Here is a 25,192-nt window from a genome sequence, read left to right as displayed (position 1 = left end):
CGGATGTCGCGGCGACACCGCGTCGCTCGTCGTAATGGTGTAAGCGTAAAGGTATTTGTGGTTGCCGCCCCGCGTGCATGGTACGATTCTTCTGGTTAAAACGCCGAAGATAAGGAGCCATCATGGCCGGTATGAACATGCAGCAGATGATGAAGCAGGCGCGCAAGATGCAAGAGCAGCTCGCCGCAGCCGAGGACAACCTCAAGACCCAGACCGTCGATACCAGCGCGGGCGGTGGCATGGTGAAGGTCACCATGACGGGTGACATGAAGATCGGGTCCATTAAGATCGATCCGGATGCGTGCGATCCCGAGGACGTCGAGATGCTGCAGGACATGATCATGGCCGCCGTCAACGAGGCCATCCGCAGCGTGGGCGAGCTTGCCAACAAGCAGATGGGCGCCATCACCGGCGGTCTCAACATCCCGGGTATGCCGTTCTAAATCATGACGGCAGACCATAGCCTACAGATTCTTCTTGATGAGCTGGGCAGACTTCCGGGCATTGGTCCCAAGTCGGCTCAGCGCATCGCGTATTACCTGTTGGAATCCGACGTTGAGGAGGCGCGTCGCCTGGCAGACGCCATCCTCTCCGTCAAGGAGCAGGTGCATTTTTGCAGCCGTTGCTTTAACTATGCCACGGGTGACGAGTGTGCCATCTGCGAGGACTCCACGCGCGATACCACGCGCATCTGCGTGGTGGGCGAGCCTCGCGACGTTACGGCGATCGAGCGCACAGGGTCCTATCACGGTCTTTATCATGTGCTCGGCGGCGTGATCAGCCCTATGGACAAGATCGGTCCCGAGCAGCTTCATGTCCGTGAGCTGCTGGCGCGTTTGGGAACCGAGGATATTCACGAGGTCATTATCGCCACCAATCCCAATATCGAGGGCGAGACCACGGCGAGCTATTTGGCGCGCACCATCAAGCCTCTTGGCATCGAGGTGAGCCGTCTGGCGAGCGGCCTTCCCGTGGGCGGCGACCTGGAGTATGCCGACGAGCTTACGCTCGGTCGTGCTATCGAGGCCCGTCGCACGCTGTAGCTTTTACCTTGCTTTTTGTGGGGGCAGCGGCCTATACGGTATCGCTTCCCTCGTTGATGAAAGATCCCGAGGGAAAGTCGTTTGTGCGCGGGTTTTGTCGCGACGGGCGGGGCGGCGGGGCAATGTGCGAGGCGGGATTGAGCTGTCGTGTGTGCGAGCGACGTGCAAGCGGCGTACGGGGCTCGCGCGGCTGCGGACATGCCGACGTTGCGTAGACGCTAGTCGTGCCTTCGTTCCATCCGAGCTCCCGCTGTGCCGCTTGCGGTTTTCGAAAACGAAAGACGACCCTGAGGAGTACAATAGAACAACCTGTGAAATCGAAGCATTCACCATGGCAGAGACGGGGTCACCCGTCGCATGGCGCACTGTATCGAGTGCGCGTTCATGGGTAGAATGACCTGCGGTTCCAGCGCAATGCATCACATCGCCTGATGCACTGCGACACGTGGCTACATCCGAAAGGCGCCGTCTTTCGGAAAGCATGTACACCCAAACGAGAGGAGAGGGGTATATGGCGCGTAAGTTCAAGTCTATGGACGGCAACGAGGCCGCCGCATACGTATCGTATGCGTACACCGAGGTGGCGGGAATCTATCCCATTACGCCGTCCAGCCCGATGGCCGATCATGTCGACCAGTGGGCCGCGCAGGGCAAGAAGAACATCTTCGGTACGCCCGTTAACGTTGTTGAGATGGAGTCCGAGGCCGGTGCTGCCGGTACCGTCCACGGTTCTCTGGGCGCTGGTGCGCTGACCACCACCTACACGGCTTCCCAGGGCCTGCTGCTGATGATCCCCAACATGTACAAGATTGCCGGCGAGGGCCTTCCCTCGGTTTTCCACGTGTCCGCTCGTACCGTGGCTACCCAGGCGCTCAACATCTTTGGCGATCACTCCGACGTCATGGCGTGTCGTCAGACCGGCTTTGCCATGCTCGCCGAGGGCAACGTCCAAGAAGTCATGGACCTCTCCCCGGTGGCGCACCTCGCCGCTCTTGAGGGCAAGGTTCCGTTCCTCAACTTCTTCGATGGTTTCCGCACCAGCCACGAGATCCAGAAAGTCGCCATGTGGGACTACGAGGACCTCAAGGACATGTGCAACATGGAGGCTGTTCAGGAGTTCCGCGATCACGCGCTGAACCCTGAGCATCCGCACGCTCGCGGCAGCCACGAGAACGGCGACGTCTTCTTCCAGCATCGTGAGGCCTGCAACACCGCCTACGACAAGCTGCCCGCTGTCGTCGAGAAGTACATGGGCAAGATCAACGAGAAGCTCGGTACCGACTACGGCCTGTTCAACTACTATGGCGCCGAGGATGCCGATCGCGTCGTCGTCTGCATGGGTTCTTTCTGCGACGTGCTCGAAGAGGTCATCGATTACCTCAACGCTCATGGTGAGAAGGTCGGCCTGGTCAAGGTCCGTCTGTTCCGTCCGTTCTCCATCAAGCACTTTGTCGACGTGCTCCCCGCGACCGTCAAGAAGATCGCCGTCATGGACCGCACCAAGGAGCCGGGTTCCATTGGCGAGCCTCTCTACCAGGACGTTGTCTCCGCACTCTATGAGGCTGGCCGCACCGACCTCACCGTGGTGGGCGGCCGTTACGGCCTGGGCTCCAAGGATACCGCTCCCTCTTCTGCCTTCGCTATCTACGAGGAGCTCAAGAAGGACGAGCCCAAGCGCGAGTTCACCGTCGGCATCGTGGACGACGTCACCAACCTCTCCCTGCCTCTTGCCGAAGACACCCCCAACACTGCAGCTCCGGGCACCATCGAGTGCAAGTTCTGGGGCCTCGGCGGCGACGGTACCGTGGGCGCCAACAAGAACTCCATCAAGATCATCGGCGACCACACCGACAAGTACGTTCAGGCCTACTTCCAGTACGACTCCAAGAAGACCGGCGGCGTGACCGTCAGCCACCTGCGCTTTGGCGATTCGCCCATCCGCAGCCCGTACTATGTGACCAAGGCCGACTTCGTCGCTTGCCATAACCCCAGCTACATCGTCAAGGGCTTCAAGATGGTCCGCGACGTCAAGCCGGGCGGCACCTTCCTGGTCAACTGCCAGTGGTCTGACGAGGAGTTTGCCGAGCATCTTCCCGCTGTTGCCAAGCGCTACATCGCCAAGAACGGCGTCAATGTCTACCTGATCGACGCTATCGACCTGGCTGCCAAGGTTGGCATGGGCAAGCGCACCAACACGGTGCTGCAGTCTGCATTCTTCGCGCTGGCACAGATCCTGCCTGCCGAGGACGCACTGCAGTACATGAAGGACGCGGCTACCAAGTCTTACATGAAGAAGGGCCAGGCTATCGTCGACGCCAACCATAAGGCTATCGACGCCGGCGCCACCGCCTTCCATAAGTTTGAGGTTCCTGCCGACTGGGCAGACGCTCAGGATGCCCCCGTCGAGATTTCCGACGAGGAGAAGAGCGCCATCGCCAAGCAGGTCAAGGAGCTCCTCGAGCCCATCGACCGCATGGACGGCGACTCGCTGCCCGTCTCTGCTTTCATGGGCTGCGTTGACGGCCAGTTCGAGCTGGGCGCCTCTGCATACGAGAAGCGCGGCGTTGCCGTTATGGTTCCGCATTGGGACGAGACCAAGTGCATCCAGTGCAACCAGTGCGCTTATGTGTGCCCGCATGCTACCATCCGTCCGTTTGCTCTGACTGACGAGGAGGTTGCCGGCGCGCCCGAGCAGCTCCGTGCCATCGATGCCATGGGCCCCAAGGCCAAGGGCATGAAGTACGTCCAGGCTGTGAGCCCGCTCGACTGCATGGGCTGCACCAACTGCGTGAAGGTCTGCCCCAAGGGCGCCCTCGAGATGGTTCCCACCGAGACCGAGCTCGACCAGCAGCCCGTTTGGGATTACCTGGTCAAGAATGTCTCCGAGAAGCCCGAGCTCATCGCCGCGAACGTCAAGGGCAGCCAGTTCAAGCAGCCCTACCTCGAGTTCTCCGGCTCCTGCGCCGGCTGCGCCGAGACCGCGTATGCTCGCCTGGTGACCCAGGTGGCAGGCGACCGCATGTTCATCTCCAACGCCACCGGCTGCTCCTCCATTTGGGGCAACCCCGCCGCGACCTCTCCGTACTGCACGGACAAGAACGGTCACGGCCCAGCATGGAATAACTCCCTGTTCGAGGACAATGCCGAGCATGGTCTTGGTATGGCCGTGGGTTACGAGGCAGTCCAGAACAAGCTCGTCGCCGACACCGAGAAGGTTCTTGCCTCTGACGGCGCCGCTCCCGAGCTGAAGGCTGCCGCCCAGGCATGGCTCGACGCTCGCCACGACACCGAGGCCAGCAAGACCACCGCTGCCGCCTATGTCGCTGAGCTCGAGAAGTGCGGCTGCGATCTTGCCAAGTCCATCCTGGCCGACAAGGCTTACCTCACCAAGAAGTCCTTCTGGATCTTCGGCGGCGACGGTTGGGCCTACGACATCGGCTTTGGCGGCCTTGACCACGTGCTGGCATCCCGCCACAACGTTAACGTCTTTGTCTTTGACACCGAGGTCTACTCCAACACCGGCGGCCAGGCTTCCAAGGCATCGAACCTGGGCCAGGTTGCTCAGTTCGCTGCTGCGGGCAAGACCACCAAGAAGAAGTCTCTCGCCGAGATCGAGATGAGCTACGGTTACGTCTACGTGGCACAGGTTGCCATGGGCGCCAACCCCGCTCAGACCCTTAAGGCCATCCACGAGGCCGAGGCCTACGACGGCCCGTCCCTCATCATCGGCTACAGCCCCTGCGAGATGCACTCCATCAAGAAGGGCGGCATGCAAAACTGCCAGGCCGAGATGAAGAAGGCCGTGGATTGCGGCTACTGGAACCTCTTCCGCTTCAACCCGGCGGCTCCTGCCGGCAAGAAGTTCTCGCTCGACTCCAAGGCTCCGGCCGGCGGTTATCAGGAGTTCCTGATGAACGAGGCCCGCTATGCCTCCCTCACCCGTTCCTTCCCGGAGCGTGCTGAGGAGCTCTTCAAGGAGAACGAGCAGGCCGCTATGGACCGCTATGCTCATCTGCAAAAGCTCCTGACGGTGTATAACGAGGCGTAAAGCTTCCTGCTACAAGACCTGAGAGCGTTCCCGGCGAATGTTCTCGGACATGGAGAGACCCCCGACCGCATGTCGTGCGGCGGGGGTCTCTCCCGTTCTATGGGTTGCTTATCTGCGCTCTTGGATGGCGCATCCTGTTCGTACGATGGGGGTTCTTCGAGGTCGAAGGGCCGCTGCTATAATAAGCGCGTTATTGAGAACTTCACATGGAAGGAAAACCCGCTGTGAGCAATGCCACTAAGGGTGCCAAGGGACCTCGTTTCCATCTCGCTATGGCCGTGTCGAGGGCAGCGGCTTCGGCGCTTAAGCTCGCGCGCCGCAATGCCGGGCAGATGCCGGGCGTTATCGCCGAGAAGATCGATCCTTCGTTCCTTGCTGATGTCGACAAGCCTGCGCGCGTCGTCTTCGTCTCTGGAACGAACGGCAAGACAACCACGAATAACCTGCTGTGCGACCTGCTGCGCGATAATGGCATCGAGATGATCGATAATCGTGCGGGCGGTAATGTTCGCAACGGCGTTGAGAGCACGCTTATCAAGAATGCCACCATTTCTGGTCGTCAGAAGCTCGACGTGGCAGTCATGGAGCTCGACGAGCTTTCGTTCCGCACCGTGCTGCCCGATCTGGTTCCCGAGGTCATCCTCGTCACGAACCTCTATCGTGATTCCTTCTCGCGCAATGCCAACCCCGACTTCATCTTCTCTGTAATGAGTGAAAACATCTCGCCTGCAACCAAGCTTATCTTGAATGCAGACGATATGATCAGCTGCCGTCTGGCGCCGCAAAATTCGAACCGCGTTTACTATTCCATCGCTCGTCTCGAGGATGACTCGTCAGATCCTCAGGGCATTGTGTGCGACCTCACCGCTTGTCCTCAGTGTGGCGGCAAGCTTGAGTATGACTACTGCCATCTGCGCCATCTTGGTCACGCGCATTGTAAGAGCTGCGGTTTCACTAACCCCGAGCCCGATTACGAGCTCGTGGCGCTCGACTGCGACGCTCATACGTTTACCGTGTGTGAGCGCTGCCATGAGGGGGAGCCTACCCACACATATCACTTTGGCAATTACTCGATCACGAACCTGTATAACCTCTTCTCGACGGTTGTTGTTGCGCGTGAGCTCGGCCTTTCCGCCGAGGCTATCGCAGCTTCGCTCGAGCGCGGCATCAACGTGACGGCGCTGCGCTATACAGAGAAGACGGTTGGTGGCAAGCGCTTGGTTGCAGTGGCGTCCAAGGGCGAGAACAGCACGGCGACGTCGGTGGCGCTCGATACGATTCGTAAGGAGCCCGGTAGTAAGGCAGTCATCGTGATGCTTGCCGATGCCCACAAAGCGGCGAACCCCAAGGAGACCGAGTATATCGGCTGGTACTATCAGACTGACTTCGAGTATCTCAACGATCCCAGCATCGAGCAGATTGTAATTCAGGGTGCCACGAATCTCGACTTGCTCCCGCGCCTGCGTATGGCGAATATCGACCCCGCAAAGCTTCACATGGTCGAGACGCCCGAACAGGCTGCTCAGGCGGTCGACCCCATGAGCGTTGATTCCGTGTTCTGGGCATTTGACATCTTTAACGGTGGCGACGTGGAGAAGAGCCGCGAGCTTATTGGGAAGAAGATCGAGGAGGCATCTGATGTCCGCTAATGCAAAGACTGTCATCGAGGTGCTCTACCCCGAATACGCAAACCAGGCAGGGGACAATGGCAATGCCATGTATCTGCGCGCATGTCTGCCCGATGCCGAGTTCATCGAGACGACGCATGACGACGTTCCCTATTTTGCCGAGCACGTGCCCTCGCTGATTTTGCTGTGCGGCATGTCTGAGGCGCAGCAGGTAAACACTATCAAGTTGCTGCAGCCGTATCGCGAACGTCTTGTTGAGCTTATTGATGCCGGTGTGCCCATGCTCTTTACGGGTAGCGCTCCGGAGGTTTTGGGCACCAAAATCGTAAATCCGGATGGCTCGGAGACTCCGGCGTTGGGCCTTCTCGATTTTGTGACGCACTGCAATATCCCCGCACGTTATCACGATGTGGTGATTGGCGACCTCAACGCTCCCGAACGCGATGAGGCTATCAAGGTCGTGGGCTTCAAAATCCAGTTCACTCAGATGGAAGCCGGTGCGGGTCAGCAGCCGTTCTGCCGTAATGAGGTAGGCTTTGGCCTGAATAAGCAAACCAGCGAGGAAGGCTTTAGAAAAAACAACCTTATGGCAACCTGGCTTATCGGCCCGCTGCTGCCGCTCAATCCCGATTTTACGCGTTATCTGCTCGACCTTATCGGCGAGAAGGATGCTCCGCTCGCGTTTGAGGAGGATGTGCGCGCGTCGTACGAGGAGCGTTTGAAGACGTTCCGCTTGCCTGGAATGGGCCTTGCGTACTAGGTGCGCTTTTCGTTGCTTGCGGGTTGGCCGTTGACGGAGCCCGCGGAGGCTATCAAGAGGATTCGGGCGGTGGGACCAGGGGTCCCGCTGCCCGTTTTTGCGTTTGGCGGGGCCGGTCGTGATTTTAATCCGCTTCGGACGCATGCTTACATCTGCTTTCATCGCTTTGGTGGAAAAGTCAAAATATGTACGATTGAAGGCTGTCGATTTTGCATGTATAAAGCTCTAAGGGGCGCAAAGGGTTTCGTACAGCATATGAACACCGTTCATGTTTATTCAAGAGTCTCTTGCCCTGCTTTTGGATGTATTGGAACTTGTTTCATCGTACATTTTTTAGGTTTTCCACCACTTTGAGTCGTTGTGGATGCAATATTTCCCGATGGGGAGCGTGTGGGCGTATTTTTATGCATACACAGCTTATCTTTATGCATTTTATCCTTATGGTGCCGCCGTGCGCATCGGGCGGTGCGTTGCAGGTTGGACGATAGAGTCCGCGGGCTGCTTGGGCGGAAGATTGCCGCCGTGCCGGTTTGTTGCCATGTGCAGTCGAGGGTGTGACAATATGCTTGATGTGTTGTCACATTCAGGGGGAGAGGGGACGGCTATGGACGCATTTGTCTCACGTCGTGCGCTCATATCTTCGCTGAGCCTTGCCGCGATGTCGGCAGGACTGGGCGCGTGCGGCATTTCTGGCGGACGGAGTACGGGGCTTTCCGGTTCGTCTTCCTTAGCTAAGTCGACCGAGCAGAAACCTCTTGTCCAGCAAAAGCTTGAGTCCATGACGCTCGAGCAAAAGGTGGCGCAGCTTTTTCTTGTTACTCCCGAGCAGTTTACTGGTGTGTCTCAAGCGGTTGTTGCCGGCTCTGTTACGCAGCGAGCTCTCGAGGATATCCCCGTGGGCGGTCTGTGTTACTTTGCGCAAAACATTACGGGGGACCAGCAGCTGCGAGACCTTCTTTTGGGCACCTATAGCATGGCATCACGGTCCGGAGCCGGCATTGCCCCGTTTTTAACTGTGGACGAGGAGGGCGGCAGTCTGGTGTCGCGTGTTGCCAACTCGGGCTATTTCGAGGTGCAACGCTTTCCGAACATGGCTGAGGTGGGGGCAACGGGAGACGAGACTCAGGCGGCCCATGTCGGGGCAACGATAGGCGAATATCTGCACGAGATTGGCTTCAATGTCGATTTTGCCCCCGTTGCAGATGTGCTCACCAACTCCCACAACGAGGTTGTCGGGCCCCGTGCGTTTTCCTCCGATCCCGACGTGGTGGCGCAGATGGTGTCCGCCGAGGTCCTGGCGATGCTCGATACGGGCACAATGCCCTGCATAAAGCATTTTCCCGGTCATGGCGATACCGCTGGCGATTCCCATACCGGCGGCGCCGTTTCCTCGCGTTCTGCCGAAGAGATTCGAACATGTGAGTACAAACCGTTCCAAGCGGGAATCGATGCGGGGTGCCCCTTCGTGATGGTGGGGCATATCGAAACTCCCAATCTGGCGGCAGATGGCTTGCCGGCATCGCTTTCCAAAACGATGATTACCGACGAGCTCCGCGTACGCCTGGGGTTTGGGGACGTAGTGATATCTGACTCATTTGTTATGGGTGCAGTTACGCAGCGCTACGCATCGGCCGATGCTGCTGTGCGCTTTATCCAAGCAGGCGGCGATATGGTTTTGATGCCCGAGAACCTGCAGGACGCATACCAGGGACTGCTCGAGGCGGTAAATGAGGGCGTGATTGAGGAGAGCCGCATTGACGAATCGGTCATGCGTATTCTCAAGGTCAAGAAGCGCGCCGGAATGCTCATGTAGCGTGGGTTTGCATGAGGTCAGGTGCCTGCTGGGCTGGGCGCGTTTTGCGCAATTCCTTAAAAGCTAAAGGGAGAGGGCCCAGCTGTAGGTCGATTGATCCACGATGGTATCGATGGGCCAGGTGTGGGAGCTGCGCCAGGCGCTTGCGGGGTCGTGAACGGTCACATTTCCGCTGTCATCGATATCCGAAAGCACGATAAAGTGGCCAACGTTGGTGAAATCGCCAATGTTCATGAGCGAAATAACGGGCTTGCCCTGTGAGAGGGCGGCGGATATCTGGTCTTTATTGCTGTCGAACATCTTGGAGCTGACGCCAAAGGCGGCGGCACCTTCGGTCATGAACGACCACTCGGTGGAACCGCTCGGAGCATAGCCGTGCGCGTCGGCCCAGGCAGCCATCGTGGCTGGCGTGTAATCGATATGGCCGGTGAGATAGACGTAGGCCATCGTGAAGGCGGTTGGTCCGCAGGCATTGTCGCGGACAGTGCCGCCGCCATAGGGGCGCTGCGCCCACATGGGGTCGGTTTGGTAGAGATAGGGCATCTTGCCTTGCTTCCACGACTTCTTGGGTGTTGATATGGGGAGGTCCGCCGGGCTCATAAGAGGCATATCGAGTTGAGTCGTCTCGGCGGCAGGCTCTACACCTGCGGAAATGGTGCCAAAGAGGGCGCCGATGATACCAAAGATCACGATAAGGGTTGCCAAAAGCCCACGTCGAATGCGCAACGGTCCGGCCGGTGCCGCCGCCCCGCGATGTGCCCTAAACCCTGCCCCGCGCATGCCGGGACGTCCAGAGGCAAAGTACATATGGTTGTTGGAATAGGTACCGCGGCGGAGCGGTTGGCCGATTACGGAGCCTTGCGAGCGCGATGGGCGGGCGCCGATATTTCGACGTGATGGGGGCTGGCTGTTTCGCGTTTGAAATTGAGCGCCGCGCAGTGGGCGCTGGCCACTACGGGACGGACTCGAGGTGCTGCGCTGCGGTCGGCTTGCGCTGCGCCTCGTCGGGTTCGAGGGGCGTCCAAGGGCGCTGTTGAGTTTTCGTCCCGATGCGGGGGTGTAGGAACGCTGTGCGCGGCCGAGGTCGTCGGCATGATGGCGCGCGGGGTCGTGTGCGCGCCAGCTGCTTTCGGCTGGCGAATGGTGCCTGCGCTCCGGCTGCGAAGGAGCCTGGCGAAAATGAGGTGCCTGTTGAGGCTCATGCGAAGGCGGTCGTTGGGGGCTTCTTGGCCGTGCGGAGGCGAGGCGGACCGTAGGACGTGCGGTCCCGCTTTCGTACCGGTTATTGTCTTCTCGTGCGTTCATGGCCCTCCGTTGCTGGCGTCAAGTCGCCGAGTGCGCAAGATTGCCCCCATTCTATCTCAAGTAGGATGTTTACCCCCTTCGAGCTCGGCTTTGCGTACATATAACCGCTGGTCCCGCGCCTGGGTCCTTTCGCCGCCAGAGGCTTGACGTATAAGAAGGATGTAACGCATTGACAGGCTTTTTGCGCTTTGGGGCGCCGAGCGCTCGATTGCGAGACCCTTGCAGTCACGCTCGTAGACGCCTGCATTCTTCAGGCATCGGATGCGTTCGTTTCCTGTTAAGGTAGCTGCCGAGGAATAGACATGTGCGTGACGCCCCCGCCTGCGTTGCTGCGTGCGGATAGGGCAACTCTCTATGACGGTCCCGGAGGAGGAATCGTGGGTAAGAAATATGCGATTGTCGGAGGAAAACTCGTTGACGGTACCGGTTCTGCACCGGTTGAAAATGCTCTCATCCTTATTGGGGAGGATGGCAGGATCGAGTATGCGGGCAAACATGAGGACGTGCCTGCCGAAGCCGGCTACAACAGTATCGATGCTGCTGGAAAGACTGTCATGCCGGGTTTGATCGATACGCATCTGCATTTCTCGGGCAACCTGACCGATGACGATACCGATTGGGTCATGCAGCCGCTGCTGGAAAAGCAGGCGGTCGCCGTCAAACAGGCATACGACTGCCTGACCCATGGCCTTACCACTGTGTGCGAAGTGGGGCGGTTTGGTATCCACGTGCGCAATTGCATCAATAACGGCGTGTTCAAGGGCCCGCGCGTCTATGCGACGGGCTTGGGCTTTTGCCGCACTGCAGGACATGGCGATTCGCACCGCTGCAGCCAGCTCGAGAACAAACAGTCGCATCCTTGGGGCGATCAGGTGGATGGGCCGTGGGAGCTGCGCCGTGCTGTTCGGCAGCGCCTGCGTGAGGACCCCGATGCCATCAAGATTTGGGCTACCGGCGGCGGTATCTGGCGTTGGGACTCCGGTCGCGCTCAGCATTATTGTGCCGAGGAAATCAAGGCGGTAATCGATGAGGCAAAGATGGTGGGCATTCCCGTTTGGAGCCATTGCTACAATTCGCATTCCGCTGCGTATGACTCGGTGCGATTTGGTTGCGAGCAGCTGATTCACGGTTTTGATATCGATGAGCGCACCATGGACCTTATGGCCGAGCAGGGCACGTTCTTCACGCCTACCATTGGCTTTTTGCCTACTTGGTACAGCACTTATCCTCCTGTCTATGTGCCCGAGATTCACGATAGGTTCCCCGGCGATACGCTGGTCGAGAAGGAGCTGCAACGTAACTACGACTGCCTGCGCGAAGCCAAGAGGCGAGGCGTGGTCTTTACCATTGGTTCCGACTCCTTCTCGTTCGTGACGCCGTATGGATACGTCACGATCGCCGAGATGTACGACTTTGTGGACAAGGTGGGCATCTCGCCACTGGAGACCATTACATGCGCCACGCTCAATGGCGCCAAGATGGCCCATTGCGATGACGAAACCGGTTCTCTCGAGGTGGGCAAGTGCGCCGATTTGCTGGTTGTAAATGGCGACCCTGCCGTGAATATCCACGATCTTAAGCCCGAGAACATGGATCTCATCATGAAGGACGGCGAGATTGTTGTTGCCGGATCGTTTGGTGAGCGAAACAGGTGGAGCGCGTAAGGGCTTGTCTTCCCATCGGGAGGCCCGAGGCCGTTCCCCTTCGCTGGTCCTCGCGCTTCGCGCTGCGGAATCGCTCAGGGGAACGGCCCCGGGCCTCCCTGCGGCCTCGCCCTTGAAATCGCGGGGCGGGGATGAAGGGTTTGCGCGCCTGCGGCGCCCCGAGGCCGCTGGTCCTCGCGCTTCGCGCTGCGGAATCGCTCAGGGGAACGACCCCGGGCCTCCCTACGCCGCCGCTTCTAAAACGAAGAAAACATGCCGACGTTTGATGATGGGGCGTCGGGGCATAATGGACGCATGCACGTTATCGCGGAAGGAGACCCCTTCCGTGTCCATGAAAGGACTTCCCTTATGCCTGCACTTATCACGCATCATCTTTTTGGCGAGGAGAGCATCGACCGCCTGCCTGCCGGAATCGTCACGTCGGACGAGGAGCGCTGTGCGTTTCTGCTGGGAAACCAAGGCCCGGACCCCTTCTTCTTCCACGTGCGTACGCCGTATATGCGCGACTGCATGCAGCTTGCCAGGGTGATGCATCGTTCACGCATGTCAAAGCAGTTTGCCTGTCTTCGCAACGGCGTGAGCCGTTTACAGAAGCATGACGCTCAGCTTGGGCGCGCTTTTACCCTGGGACTTCTTTCCCACTATGTGCTCGATCGCAACGCTCATCCGTTTGTGTACGAGCAGCAGTTTGGCGTGCTCGATGCCGATCCCGATCTGGCGTCGGCAGCCAGTCAGGTGCATGCGGTGATCGAGAGCGATTTGGATGTCTTGATGCTTCAGCTCAAGCGCAACGGCGCCACGACGGCGGACTATCCGCCGGTGAGTGAGCTTGTTACCAGCGAGCGCATCGATAAAGTGGGCGGCGCGCTGATGAGCCATGTGGCGCGTAGCGTCTACGGTCTCGATGTGGGCGTTGCCGAGTATGGCGGCGCTGTGGCGGATATGCAGATGCTGTATCGCATTATCGAGCCGGCGGGCTCGCTCAAGACCGACGTTATCGGCAAGCTCGAGGGCCTTGTGTCCAATTATTCCTTGCTGGCGTCGCTTGCGCATCCCGTGACCAATAAACAGCCGCTGCGCGCTGGCAATATGGGGCACATCGCGTGGAAGAACCCCTTTACCGAGGCTGTTTCGCACGAGAGTTTCCCGGAGGTTTTCGACCGCGCTTTGGACGACTACGAGCGTGCGGCAGCGTGCTTTGTCGAGTGCGCCGATATGGAGCAGCTGACGGGTCACCTCAACTATTCTGGTCGTCCGCTTGCTGCCGATGAGGAATTCGATCGCGAGGAGTAGTGCGTCGTCTGACTCTCGCCCGTCATATAATTCGTCCGATCAAGCCCGTCTCGCGCGGGCTTTTTTCTACATCTAACTGGGGTCTTCACAAAATGTGACAAAATAAACCTGTCGACTTTCTGTCACATTGAGCGGGTGGGTTCATGCGGCGTTGACGGGTTCTTGACCTGTCCTTGATACAACTTGTCGTACGATATTCTATTGACATTCCGAGCAAACGCCGCTGTGGCCAACCAAAGGGAGACGCACACCATGAAGTACACCAAGCTCGAGCGGAACTGGGTTATGTATGATGTGGGCAATTCCGCACTCGTGCTGCTGCAGACCTCCGTGGTGCCCATCTATTTCAACGCGCTTGCCGCAGGCGCCAGCTCGGCTGGTTTAGTTACCGCATGGGCCAATGCCCAGACGGTCGCCTCGCTCGTGGTGGCGTTCCTCATGCCGATTCTGGGTGCGCTCGCAGATTACGCTGGCAACAAGATCAAGTTCTTCATCGGCTTCTTTCTTACGGGCCTGGTGCTGTGCTTTGCGCAGGCCGTGCCCATGAGCGCTATGGCGTTCCTTGTGATCTACGTGGTGTGTACGATCGGTCTTAACTCGTCCATGACGTTTTACGATGCCATGCTTCCCGACATTACCACCGACGAGCGCATGGATGCTGTTTCCAGCTCGGGCTATGCTTGGGGCTATATTGGCTCGACCATCCCCTTCATCATCTGCCTCGCGCTTATCATGGCCGGCCCTTCGGCGCTCGGTCTCGAGACGATGTTCTGCACACGCATGGCCTTTATCATCACCGGCGTGTGGTGGCTCGTATTCACCCTGCCCCTGCTTCGTACCTATAAGCAGAAGTACGGTCGCGAGCGCAGCAGCGAGGATACGCTCGGCCATATCGTCTCCGGTGTCTTCTCCGAGGTCGCTCATACCATGAAGGAGATTGCCTGCGACAAGGTGGTCCTCCTGTACATGGTGGCGTTCTTCTTCTACATCGACGGCGTGCATACCGTCATTTCCATGGCTACGAGCTACGGCTCTTCGTTGGGCATCGACTCCACGCAGCTCGTCTTGGCTCTGCTCGTCACGCAATTCGTTGCGTTCCCCTCGGCCATCATCTACGGCAAGCTCGCCGGTCGCGTGGGCACTCTGCGCATGATTACCGTGGCCGTGGTCGCCTATATGTGCATCGTCTTGTTTGCCGCGTTCTTCCTCAAGACCGCTACCGAGTTTTGGATCCTCGCCATCCTTGTGGGTATGTTCCAGGGTGGCGTGCAGGCGCTTTCGCGCAGCTACTTTGGCAAGATCATCCCCAAGGAGAAGTCCAACGAATACTATGGCTTCTTTGACATTTTTGGACGTTACGCCTCTGTCATGGGAACTCTGCTAGTATCTGTTGTGACGTCACTCACGGGGGATCCTTCTTTAGGAGTGCTTTCCATCGGGATCCTTCTGGTTGTGGGTTTCGTTTTGCTAGTAAAGCTCTCCAAGATGCAGGGATCCGCTGCGTAAGCGGACGTGCGCACACCTGTCTTGGAACGGAGGGCTTTACGGCGTAGTAAAGCCCTCCGTTTTCATAGAAGGTGAATGAGGAACAATGAAATCGAATTATCTTGCCCGTGTTGGTGTGATCGCCGCCGCTTATGCAGCTTGCACCCTGATTGCCCTGCTCTTTTTGGGAAGCCTCGCGTGGGGTCCTATCCAGTTTCGCGTGTCCGAGGCGCTGTGCGTGCTCGCCCTGTTCACGCCTGCCGCCATTCCCGGCCTGACGCTTGGCTGCGTGATCGCCAACGTGATGAACATCGTCATCTCCGGTACGGGCATGCTGGGCATGCTTGATGTGGTCTTTGGCTCGCTGGCCACCTTTGCGGGCGCCCTTTTTACGTGGAAGATGCGCCGCCACCCCCTCGTGGCACTTGCGGGCCCCGTGCTTGCAAACGCACTGATCGTGCCCGCCTATCTTCCGCTTTTGCTGCAGGGCGTGGGCTTCTACACCATCCCCTTTACGACAATCTCGCTCGATAACTCCTGGCTGTTCATGTATCTGTTCGGCTTGGTGACCACTGGCGTGGGCGAAGCGGTTATCATGTATGTACTTGGGTACCCGTTGGCACGCTCTCTGGCAAAAACGCCGATGTTTTCTGCAGAGAGTGCCGAGTTGGGTATGCATAACTAACGGCGAGGTAGCACGCATGCGGGTCGAGTGGCGCCGCGGCTGACAGATGGGCATGCGCGGCGATGGACGGAGCCAGCATGAAACCCGTTGTCGTGATTCCCACGTACTGGGAAGCAAGCCAGGATGGCGTCTGCACGCCGGGCGGGTACGACCACGCTACCGATATCTATTCGACAACGCCCGATCTTGATCGCTGCCTGCGTTCGCTCGAGCAGGTGCGCAAGCTTCCGCGCGTTGTCATTCTTGTTGTGTGTCCTGCCGCGACGACCGCGCGAGTGCGTCGACGCGTAGAAGAGATCGCGGCGGCGCACCCCTCGATTGATGCCTTGGTTGTGACAAACGCCGAGGCATCGCATATAGCCGACCGCGTGGCGGAGCTTGCCCCCAACGTCATAGGGGAGCCTATATCGCTACGCGGCTACGGTGCCATTCGAAACATGGGTCTGGCCGTCGCGGCGATTTTTGGGCACGACACCGTCGTTTTCTTGGATGACGACGAGATGGTGCTCGGTCCCGATTTTATGGACAAGGCCCTCTACGCCCTGGGGCAGCAAAACAGGCAGGGCGTCCCCATTTTGGCCAAGAGCGGCTACTTTTACGATCGTGCCGGGTCGCCCATGGCCGATGCGACGCAAGCCGGCCCCACAACGCGTTGGTGGACCAAACGTCTCGAATTCAATAGCTGGATGAAGCGAGCCCTTGCGGGAACGCGCATCTCTCGTTCCAACTATGTGTGTGGCGGATGCCTTTCCCTGCACGCGCGCGCCTACATGCACGTTGCGTTTGACCCGTGGATCACGCGAGGCGAGGACCTCGATTATCTCTTTAACATGCGCCTTTGGGGCTTTGAGATGTGGTTTGACAACCAGTGGGTGGTTCGTCATCTGCCGCCGGTGGTAACCCAGCGCGCTCCGCGCTTCATGCAAGACGTATACCGCTGGTACTACGAGCGCGCAAAGATCGCCTACGCCAACCGTCAGCACGACCTAAATCCGGTGACGCCCGAATCGCTTATGCCGTACCCGGGGCCGTGGATCTCTAAGCAGCTCGATGATCGCGTTCGCAAGACGGCTGCGGCACGTGCCATGCTGACGGCCGAGAAGTTTGCCTATCTCAAGATTTTGAAAGATGGCATCCCCGAGGCGGAGTCCTATGCGCGTGCGAACGCGAGCAATTATGTGCGTCTTCAGAGCTTCTGGCCCGCTATCATGAATGGGCTGTGGAACGATATCGATATGCAGGCCATGCTCCTGCAGCGTGAAGAGGAGAACGATGGGCGACAATAGGACCATGCAGGCCGAGGCTTCTTCGCAAGACGGTCTTACGTCGGGAGTGCGCATTCTAGTGGCGGTATGCGCGGCGTTGCTGATCTTCTATTTTATCTATGCATTGATGGTGGACAGCAAACCTTTGGCGACGGTGTTTGCCTGCGCTCTCCTATGCGCATTCCTGCTGATTTTTATCTTCTTGTCCCTCAATCCCGATATCCTTCGCTCGCAGTACACCGAGCAAACGCTTTCGTCGGCGTCGGAGATGCTGGAGGATATCAAGGACGGTTTGACTCCCGAGGGCGCCGAGGCCATCTGTCGCAGGCTGCTTACCGAGACGCGCGCTATGGCCATCGCCATGACGGACGATACGTGCGTGCTCGCTTGCGCGGGCGATCTTGCGAGCGATTTTCCGCCTGGCTCTCTCATTCATACGCCTGCCACGCATTATGTTCTCGAACACGGTATCGTGCAGAGCTTCACGCATGCCGTGGACGTGAAGAGCGAGACCCGGGGGCATCGCGAGATCCCCGCGGGTATCATCGCCCCGCTTAAGGTGCGCGGCAAAGCCGTGGGAACGCTCAAGTTCTACTATCGGCGTTCGCACGAGGTCAATCGCACCCAGTATGCGCTGGCCTCCGGTTTTGCCGAGCTCATTTCCACGCAGCTTGCCATCCATGAGCTCGAGCTGCAGTCCGAGCTTACTGCCCGCGCCGAGGTGCGCGCGCTACAGGCCCAGATCAACCCTCACTTCCTGTTCAACACGCTCAACACCATTGCGGCCCTTACGCGTACCGAGCCGCTGCGTGCCCGCGAGCTGTTGCGTGAGTTTGCCTCGTTCTACCGCGCGACGCTCGACAATTCTGGCTCGCTTATTCCCGTTAGCCGCGAAATCGAGCAGACGCTGCGCTATCTGACGTTTGAGAAGGCCCGTTTTGGCGAGGATCGCATTGGGGTGAATGTCGATATCGACGAGGAGGTCGAGGATACACTGGTGCCTGCATTTGTGATTCAGCCCTTGGTGGAAAACGCGGTGCGCCATGCGATGGGCGACGAAGATCCGCTCCATATCGATATCTCGGTTGCTCCCGAGGGCGAATCCATGGTTCAGATCCAGGTTAAGGACGACGGCGTGGGCATGGACGAGCAGACGGCGGCGCGACTGTTCTGCACACAGCAAAAGGCCCCGCGCACGGATGCTCCCCAGGGCGGCGGTGCGGGCGTTGCCATGCACAATATTGCCGATCGCATCGCGCGTTTTTATGGACCCCGCTCGAGTACGCAGGTTATTTCCTCCCCCGGAGCGGGTACTTCCGTTGTTTTGCATCTTGATTTGCAAAAAAGTATCCTTGAGTAGGGTTAGAATAGAAATTCGGCATTGTATGCCGGCTCGGCGCGATTTTTTAATGGTGCCGGTACTATCGATGGTTACTCCAACGAAGGGACCATATTGATGCTACGTGCGATGATCGTTGACGACGAAGCGCCCGCACGCTCTGAGCTGCGTTTTCTGCTTGAGCAGACTGGAAAAATCGGATTGATTAACGAGGCTTCGAGTGTTCGCTCGGCTATTGAGATGCTCATGGAGAATCGTGTCGACGTGGTTTTTCTTGATATCTCTATGCCGGGAGCCTCGGGCCTTCAGCTTGCGGAGGCGCTTCACCGTTTGAAGAACCCCCCTGCGGTGGTTTTCGTTACCGCCTACAGCGACCATGCTGTCGAGGCATTTGATGTGGACGCTGTGGACTACCTCATGAAGCCGGTCGAGGAAGCTCGTCTTGACCAGGCCATCGGCAAAGTGCTTGCGCGCGTCAAGCCGGTTTCGGAGAACAAGTCGTCCATTGAGCGCATCCCCGTGGAGAAGGGCGGCCGTAAGGTGCTCATCCCCGTGGATCAGATTCGCTACATCATGGCCAAGGACGATTACTCTTGCATTTTTACCGAGGATGATCGCTACCTTTCCACGACCTCGCTTGCGCAGTTCGAGTCCAAGCTGGGAGATTTTGGCTTCTTCCGCGTGCATCGCCGCTATATCGTGAACCTTGCATGTGTTGAAGACGTTGAAACCGCTGCCTCCGGTGCGATTCAGCTGGGTATCACCAGCGTGGAAGATCGCATTCCCGTCTCGCGCCGCCGCGTGGTGCCGCTTAAAAAGGCGCTGAACCTCTAATGGATACGCTGGCGGATGCAAAGCGTATCGATATTATTTCCGATACGCATGGATACCTTTCGGATGAGCTTCTCGCTGCCCTTGAGGGTGCTGACTTGATTATCCATGCGGGAGATATGACGTCCGAGGCCGATTGGGACCATCTCAATACCATTGCTCCTATCAAAGCCGTGTTGGGCAACAACGATTACTATCGCGATTACGGACCAGGGGTGCCGGCGCTCAATACGTTTACGTATGAGGGCTTGAGCTTTGCGGTGGCCCACTATCGCGAGGAGCTCCCGGTGGGGACGGTCGATGTGGCTATCTGCGGTCATACGCATCGTCCCAAAATCGTGCAGTTGAGCAAGTGTTTGGTTATCAACCCGGGATCGCCTACGTATCCTCGTAGCGCGCGGGGCAACACCATGGCTCGTCTTTTTGTGGCTGATGGCCGGGTTATCTCGGCCGACATCATCGATCTATAGTGTGGCGCGGGGCTTGGTCCCCGCGCCATTTTTTGTGTGCAAGAGCGCTGTCTACCTGCAAATTCATTGAGTACGGGGTGTGATTAACCGTCTGTTCGGTTGCTCGATATTCGGGCGTCGGAAAAATTTTTTAAAAAAGTGTTGCGCACATCTCAGAGTTCTGTGTATACTAGCTCTCGCAGCAACGCCTGCTGATGGGGAGTTAGCTCAGCTGGTTAGAGCGCCGGCCTGTCACGTCGGAGGTCGCGGGTTCGAGTCCCGTACTTCCCGCCATCAAATGTTAAAAGCCTTGTCTTCGGACGAGGCTTTTTTCGTATAGATGCAAAACTGTCGTTGATATAGGATTATTCCCGAATGGCAATTCATGAGGGGAGATTCCGGTGTTTTGTGCAAAATGTGGGAACAAGTTGAGCGACGGCGCTCGTTTTTGTGTCAACTGCGGTGCACCGGTTGCTGCTCGTGATGGAGCTGACGTTCCGGTGAGCGCTCAGGGGGATGCTCAAGGGGGCGATGCTCCCGATGCGACCGTTGCGGCTCCTGTTCTTGTGCCCGCAGATGCGACTTCCGATGCCGCACCGGGCCCCGATACCGTGTCTGCCGAGCCCGAGGCCGCTTCTGCCGCCGATGCGCCCGCGGCTCCTACCGACACCGCTGCTAAGAAAAAGAAGACGCCGTTTATCATCGCGGCGGCGATTCTCGTTATCGTCATCATCGGCGTTGCCGCCTTTTTCCTGCTGGGCAACAAAGGTACAGGCGATATCGAGTTTGGCCAGGACGCCGAGGTTGAGCTTGCGGTGACAACCGTCATCAAGCCGCGCAACAAAGACGGCAACCTCATGAATTCCTACGACGCCTACCTCATCAACGAGAAGGCAAAGGGCGACGTTTCTTCTATCAAGACCACGCCGTATCATCTTACGGTCAAAGGTGATCAGGGCTTCAAGCCCTCCGACTTCAAGGATCTCCCCAACAATCGTTACACGCTGGTGATCGTGGACCACGATTCCGATGATGCCGATAGCGAGCAGAAGATTCCCGTCAATTACGACAAGGAGAACAAGAAGGCTCCTTCCGAGGCGATTATCGCGGTGCCCTCAAAGCCCCACAAAGCTCCTGCAAAAGAGGATGGAAAGACCGACGAGCAGAAGGCCTACGGTCTGTTCCTCGATAAGATCAAAGAGTTGACCGATACGTATGGCGCCAGCGGATCAACCGAATGGGGCGGCTCCTACAATCTGGCGACCGGCCTGTGTGTAGCTGATCTTGTAGACTTTGACGGCGATGGCATGAACGAACTGTTCGTGGTCTACAACACCCAGGTTGTAGATTTCAATCAGGAAGCTTGCTTTGACAAGCAGAAGGAGTCGTTCAAAACCGAGGTATGGACCTACCGTGATGGCAAGATCTCCAAGGTCTTTGATAAGTCGGTTGTTCAAGGCAGCAACGGCGGCATAATGTGGACTTGTGTGTATCAAAAAGACAGCAAGTTCTACCTCGTCACTTTTGATACCGCTTACGAAGATCTTGGCGGCGGTGCCTATAACGAGACGACCGATACATTCTTCCACGCTTATGACGGGTCGAAGTTCAAGCAGGCGGCATCGACACACTCTGACGTCGATGTGTCATCGGGCCCGGCTGACGAAACCTATACCGTCAACGGCGAGGATGCCTCGTTCGACGAGATGATGGACTTCCAAAGTTCTTTCTCGCCATATCTGAGCTACGATCTCGTCAGCTTCATTCAAAATGACAACTTTCACGATGAGGGAACGTACTACCCGGTGAACGACCTTCCCAGCTTGGTGGCAAAGACCACCCAAGCGCTCGAGGAGGGTGCTGCGACCAAGAAGGACGACACCGCAAAGGATGCGTCGTACTCTGCCGACATCAAGACGGTTTCCGTGCCGGTGCCCGACGCCTCCAGTGACGTTACCCCTCGTGTTGATACCGATTGGACCTATCTCCAGTTTTCCAAAGACGGTAAGCCTGATGGATGCAAAGACCTCAACGCCAAGCTCAAGGAGAGCTTTGACGCCGATGTCGACGCCACGTCCTCCTGGAGGCTCGATTTGAGCGGCAACGGGAACGGTGCTGCCGAGGTGCTGCAGAACCGCCGCGACACCATGGTGTCTCTCGACGGCTCGATAGCTTGCGTGTTCCAGGAGCGCTACTATACAGCGGGCGGTCCCCATGGGTGGAACAAGAACGCGGTGGTCTACTACGATCTCTCGAAGGGCACCGAAGTCGACGCCGACGTGGCTTTGGGGATTGACAAAGACACTCTGGCGGGCCTGGCTTCCGACGCCATCGATGCGTTCGTGCGTGCCAATCCCGGTATCAGCGATACCGGCGATGTACGCGATCACCTTTACGAGATGGATCGCTATGGCCGCGATAAAGCGGGCATCTTCTTTATCACGCGCGACTACGAGATGGGTACCTATGCCGATGGCTCGCATGTCATCTACATCAAGGCCCTCAACGGCGATGATGGCCTTGTGGGCACGTCGGGGGATTTTGGTAACTGATTAGTGCCCGATGCGCCAATGTGAACACATGAAGCCCGCCTGCGCCCGCCGCGCGGCGGGCTTTGTCCGTCTTACGCGGTATGATAGGTGAGCACAACGAACACAATCGGCAAGGAGAGTTCATGCCGACGATTGATACCCATAGCACACCGGCCTTCATCACCCTGGAGGGCATCGATGGCTGCGGAAAGTCGACGCAGGCGCGTTTGCTCGCCGCCGCTCTCGAGCATGCGGGCTGCGCGGTGCTGCGCTTGCGCGAGCCTGGCGGCACGGAGATTTCCGAGAAAATCCGTGCGCTTTTGCTCGATCCCGCTAACGCGGCGATGAGCGAGACGTGTGAACTGTTGCTCTTCGAGGCGGCGCGCGCTCAGCTTGTGGAAGAGGTCATTGTTCCGGCCCTGGCAGCGGGCCAGGTGGTAGTTTGCGATCGTTTTTACGATTCGACTACGGCATACCAAGCATTTGCCGATGGTCTCGACTGCGCGATGGTGCGCAGCGCCAACGCTCTTGCGGTGGGGGAGTGTGCTCCGCGCCTCACGCTCGTCTACGATGTGAGCGTTGACGAGGCACTTGCTCGTCGCGCCGCGCGCGCGGGCCAAGACCGCATGGAGCTCAAGGGCGATGCCTTTCAGGAGAGCGTCGCTGCGGGGTTTCGCGCCATTGCGAAGCTGGAGCCTGAGCGCGTGAAGCTGATTGATGCCTCGGCGGGCGTGGCTGAGGTGTTTGCACAGACGGTCGCCTGTGCTCGTAGGGCCGGCTTTGCTCTGTCCGATGCCGATGTGCAGGCGGCTCTTGCTCTCGAACAGACCGAGGTGGCCTGATGGTGGCCGACGCATCGCTTTTGGCAAAGCTATCTGGTCAAAAGCGCGTCAAGAGCTTTTTGACACGTGCGGTGGAAGGCGGCCGAGCCGCTCACGCCTATCTGTTTGTAGGCGCTCCCGGTTCTGGCAAGCTCGAGGCTGCATGGGCGCTTGCCCAGGCTCTTTTGTGCGAGGATGGCGGATGCGGGGCTTGTGATAACTGCATGCGTGCGGCGCGTCGCACGCATCCGGACGTGCACTATTACACTCCCGAGAGTGCCACGGGCTATCTCATCAGTCAGACGCGCGAGCTGCTGGAGGATGTTGCTTTGGCCCCTATTCGCGCCAAGCACAAGGTCTATATCATCGACCGCGCGGAGCAGATGCGTGCAAATACGGCAAATGCCTTGCTCAAAACTATCGAGGAGCCGCCCGAGACGGTGACGTTTATCCTGCTGGGCACCTCGACCGATACCATCTTGCCTACCATCGTGTCGCGTTGCCAGTGCGTGCCGTTTCGTACGTTGCCACTCGACGAATCTGCTCAGACCGTGGCGCGTGCAACTGGCGTCGACCTTGCTCGTTGCCGCATGGCCATAGCCGTGACGGGCGGGCCCAATGCTGCCATCGGTTTTCTCAAGAGCGCCGAGCGCCAAGAGGTGCGCCGCCAAATGCTGCGCGCTATCGACATGCTTAGACGCTCGGACGAGGCGGACATTTTGCTTTCTGTGCGCGACTTGCTTGGCGTTATCAAGGCGCCGCTTGCAGAGCTTAAGGATGCGCAGAAAGCGATGCTCGACCGCGACTCGGATTATCTTTCGCGTGGAGCCTTGAAGCAGCTGGAGGATCGCAACAAGCGCGAGCTTACGGCACGCGAGCGTTCGGGTATCATGGAAGCGCTAGCGTGCGTACGATCGCTGCTGCGCGATGTTTTGCTGCTTGTCCAAGACGATGCCGCTTCGATTGTCAACGAGGACGCGCGAGACATTGCGTGTCGTTTGGCCGAGCATGCGACGTGTACGGGTATCGTGCGCGCTATCGAGGCCGTAGGCGATGCCGAGCATCGCATCGCGCGTAACATAACTCCCCAGCTGACCTGCGAGGTCATGCTCTTTGATATAAGAAAGGCGCTTCTATGCCCGTAGTTGTTCCCGTTAAATTTGCTTTTGCCTCGCGCGATTTGTGGTTTGACCCCCAAGGCTTGGACATCGTCGAGGCCGATCATGCCATCTGTTCCACCGAACGCGGAACCGAGATCGGCCTGGTGACCGCAGACCCCTTTGAGGTTCCCGAAGACGAGCTTTCCGCCCCGCTCAAGCCCGTACTGCGCATCGCTACCGATGACGATTTGGACTATGCCGATGAGCTGGCCCAGCGCGGTGACGACGCCATGGAGGATTTCCGTCGCCTGGTTAAGCAAAACGAGCTGGACATGAAGCCCGTTGGCGTCGAGTATCTGTTTGGTGGCGAGAAGGTTGTCTTCTATTTTGCCGCCGAGGATCGCGTAGACTTCCGCCAGCTGGTCAAAGACCTCTCTTCGTGCTTCCACACGCGTATCGACATGCGCCAGATCGGCGTGCGCGACGAAACACGCCTGGTGGGCGGTTATGCCCATTGTGGGCAGGAGCTGTGCTGCACGCGCTTTGGCGGCCAGTTCGAGCCGGTCTCCATTCGCATGGCAAAAGAGCAGGACCTTCCTCTCAACTCCGCTAAGATCTCGGGCGTTTGCGGTCGTCTGATGTGCTGCCTGCGCTACGAGTTCGAGGCCTATAAGGATTTCAAGAGCCGCGCTCCCAAGAAAAAGACGCTGATCGACACCCCGCTTGGCAAGGCCAAGATCCAGGAGTACAACACACCGCGCGAGCAGTTGGTTTTGCGCCTGGAGAGCGGCAAGGTTTTTCGTGTGAACCTTTCCGATATGACCTGCTCTGAAGGTTGCAAGAAGCGTGCCGAGGAACAGGGCTGCAGCTGTCGTCCCGACTGCGTGACGCGCGACATCTTGGAGCGCATCGAGTCCCCGGACATCGCGCTTGCCCTTATGGAACTCGACCGCGAGGCGGGCATCGACGTGGGCGATGGCCTTTCCCGCGCCGATCGCTTGGTGCCCGAGGCGCCTGCACGCCACCGTCGCCAGCGCTCGGGTGAGCATGGGGGCGAAGAGCGTTCTCAGCGCGGCCAGCGCGGTCGCGGGGGCGATGATCGCGGCCAGGGTGCGGCCGACGAGCAAGCGCC

Annotated in this window: 19 protein-coding genes, 1 tRNA gene and 1 pseudogene; 20 read left to right on the top strand and 1 reads right to left on the bottom strand. The window is 58.4% G+C overall.

Annotated features, from left to right (window positions below; all coding sequences use genetic code 11):
• Positions 1–122 precede the first annotated feature (122 nt).
• The 6 genes from BQ9843_RS01405 (at position 123) to BQ9843_RS01380 (ending at position 9,292) form a co-directional block, all read left to right on the top strand.
• The gene (locus BQ9843_RS01405; protein ID WP_075843587.1) at positions 123–443 is read left to right on the top strand and encodes a YbaB/EbfC family nucleoid-associated protein; all 321 of its coding nucleotides are present in this window, start codon (positions 123–125) and stop codon (positions 441–443) included.
• A 3-nt stretch (positions 444–446) separates the two neighbouring features.
• Positions 447–1,043: a recombination mediator RecR gene (gene recR / locus BQ9843_RS01400; RefSeq protein ID WP_022387650.1), complete on the top strand. Its 597-nt coding sequence runs from the start codon at positions 447–449 to the stop codon at positions 1,041–1,043.
• Positions 1,044–1,554: 511 nt separating this feature from the next.
• Positions 1,555–5,091 carry a pyruvate:ferredoxin (flavodoxin) oxidoreductase gene (gene nifJ, locus BQ9843_RS01395; protein ID WP_075843586.1) on the top strand — a complete coding sequence of 1,179 codons (3,537 nt, stop codon included), beginning with the start codon at positions 1,555–1,557 and terminating at the stop codon, positions 5,089–5,091.
• Between the two features lie 206 nt (positions 5,092–5,297).
• Positions 5,298–6,740: a MurT ligase domain-containing protein gene (locus BQ9843_RS01390; protein ID WP_075843585.1), complete on the top strand. Its 1,443-nt coding sequence runs from the start codon at positions 5,298–5,300 to the stop codon at positions 6,738–6,740.
• Positions 6,730–7,479: a glutamine amidotransferase gene (locus tag BQ9843_RS01385; RefSeq protein ID WP_075843584.1), complete on the top strand. Its 750-nt coding sequence runs from the start codon at positions 6,730–6,732 to the stop codon at positions 7,477–7,479. The genes BQ9843_RS01390 and BQ9843_RS01385 overlap by 11 nt, the downstream gene beginning before the upstream one ends.
• 604 nt (positions 7,480–8,083) lie before the next feature.
• On the top strand, positions 8,084–9,292 hold the full coding sequence (locus BQ9843_RS01380) for a glycoside hydrolase family 3 protein (RefSeq protein ID WP_075843583.1): 1,209 nt from the start codon (positions 8,084–8,086) through the stop codon (positions 9,290–9,292).
• A 63-nt stretch (positions 9,293–9,355) separates the two neighbouring features.
• Here BQ9843_RS01380 and BQ9843_RS08565 read toward each other — a convergent pair whose 3' ends face one another.
• Positions 9,356–9,997 (bottom strand): C39 family peptidase, encoded by a 642-nt coding sequence (locus BQ9843_RS08565; RefSeq protein WP_230205527.1) that lies wholly within the window; start codon positions 9,995–9,997, stop codon positions 9,356–9,358.
• Between the two features lie 977 nt (positions 9,998–10,974).
• On the opposite strand from BQ9843_RS08565, the gene BQ9843_RS01370 reads away from it, so the two are divergent.
• The 14 genes and pseudogenes from BQ9843_RS01370 to BQ9843_RS01310 all read left to right on the top strand — a co-directional run.
• A complete protein-coding gene (locus tag BQ9843_RS01370) occupies positions 10,975–12,261 on the top strand; it encodes a metal-dependent hydrolase family protein (RefSeq protein WP_075843582.1) in 1,287 nt (428 codons plus the stop codon).
• 348 nt (positions 12,262–12,609) lie between these two features.
• Positions 12,610–13,554, top strand: a complete 945-nt coding sequence (locus BQ9843_RS01365; RefSeq protein WP_075843581.1) for a zinc dependent phospholipase C family protein — start codon at positions 12,610–12,612, stop codon at positions 13,552–13,554.
• A 252-nt stretch (positions 13,555–13,806) separates the two neighbouring features.
• Positions 13,807–15,060: an MFS transporter gene (locus tag BQ9843_RS01360; RefSeq protein ID WP_075843580.1), complete on the top strand. Its 1,254-nt coding sequence runs from the start codon at positions 13,807–13,809 to the stop codon at positions 15,058–15,060.
• 85 nt (positions 15,061–15,145) lie between these two features.
• On the top strand, positions 15,146–15,724 hold the full coding sequence (locus BQ9843_RS01355; protein WP_040219818.1) for a QueT transporter family protein: 579 nt from the start codon (positions 15,146–15,148) through the stop codon (positions 15,722–15,724).
• A gap of 77 nt (positions 15,725–15,801) precedes the next feature.
• Positions 15,802–17,010 (top strand): glycosyltransferase, encoded by a 1,209-nt coding sequence (locus BQ9843_RS01350; RefSeq protein ID WP_075843579.1) that lies wholly within the window; start codon positions 15,802–15,804, stop codon positions 17,008–17,010.
• On the top strand, positions 16,997–18,349 hold the full coding sequence (locus BQ9843_RS01345) for a sensor histidine kinase (protein WP_075843578.1): 1,353 nt from the start codon (positions 16,997–16,999) through the stop codon (positions 18,347–18,349). Before BQ9843_RS01350 ends, BQ9843_RS01345 begins: the two co-directional genes overlap by 14 nt.
• A 96-nt stretch (positions 18,350–18,445) precedes the next feature.
• The gene (locus BQ9843_RS01340; RefSeq protein WP_075843577.1) at positions 18,446–19,162 is read left to right on the top strand and encodes a LytR/AlgR family response regulator transcription factor; all 717 of its coding nucleotides are present in this window, start codon (positions 18,446–18,448) and stop codon (positions 19,160–19,162) included.
• Positions 19,162–19,629, top strand: a complete 468-nt coding sequence (locus tag BQ9843_RS01335; RefSeq protein ID WP_075843576.1) for a metallophosphoesterase family protein — start codon at positions 19,162–19,164, stop codon at positions 19,627–19,629. Before BQ9843_RS01340 ends, BQ9843_RS01335 begins: the two co-directional genes overlap by 1 nt.
• A 196-nt stretch (positions 19,630–19,825) precedes the next feature.
• A tRNA-Asp gene (locus tag BQ9843_RS01330) sits at positions 19,826–19,902 on the top strand.
• Between the two features lie 107 nt (positions 19,903–20,009).
• Positions 20,010–20,075, top strand: a pseudogene (locus BQ9843_RS08965) (zinc-ribbon domain-containing protein); the annotation flags it as partial.
• A gap of 33 nt (positions 20,076–20,108) precedes the next feature.
• The gene (locus tag BQ9843_RS01325; protein ID WP_230205525.1) at positions 20,109–22,160 is read left to right on the top strand and encodes a hypothetical protein; all 2,052 of its coding nucleotides are present in this window, start codon (positions 20,109–20,111) and stop codon (positions 22,158–22,160) included.
• 122 nt (positions 22,161–22,282) lie between these two features.
• Positions 22,283–22,981 (top strand): dTMP kinase, encoded by a 699-nt coding sequence (tmk, locus tag BQ9843_RS01320; RefSeq protein WP_075843574.1) that lies wholly within the window; start codon positions 22,283–22,285, stop codon positions 22,979–22,981.
• Positions 22,981–24,105 (top strand): DNA polymerase III subunit, encoded by a 1,125-nt coding sequence (locus tag BQ9843_RS01315; RefSeq protein ID WP_075843573.1) that lies wholly within the window; start codon positions 22,981–22,983, stop codon positions 24,103–24,105. The genes tmk and BQ9843_RS01315 overlap by 1 nt, the downstream gene beginning before the upstream one ends.
• Positions 24,096–25,192: PSP1 domain-containing protein (locus tag BQ9843_RS01310; protein WP_075843572.1), on the top strand; the 1,097-nt coding region annotated here is incomplete at its 3' end. The genes BQ9843_RS01315 and BQ9843_RS01310, both read left to right, overlap by 10 nt.

The organism is Collinsella bouchesdurhonensis (assembly GCF_900155365.1).
GTDB lineage: Bacteria > Actinomycetota > Coriobacteriia > Coriobacteriales > Coriobacteriaceae > Collinsella > Collinsella bouchesdurhonensis.
This window is presented reverse-complemented; position numbering and strand designations above follow the sequence as displayed.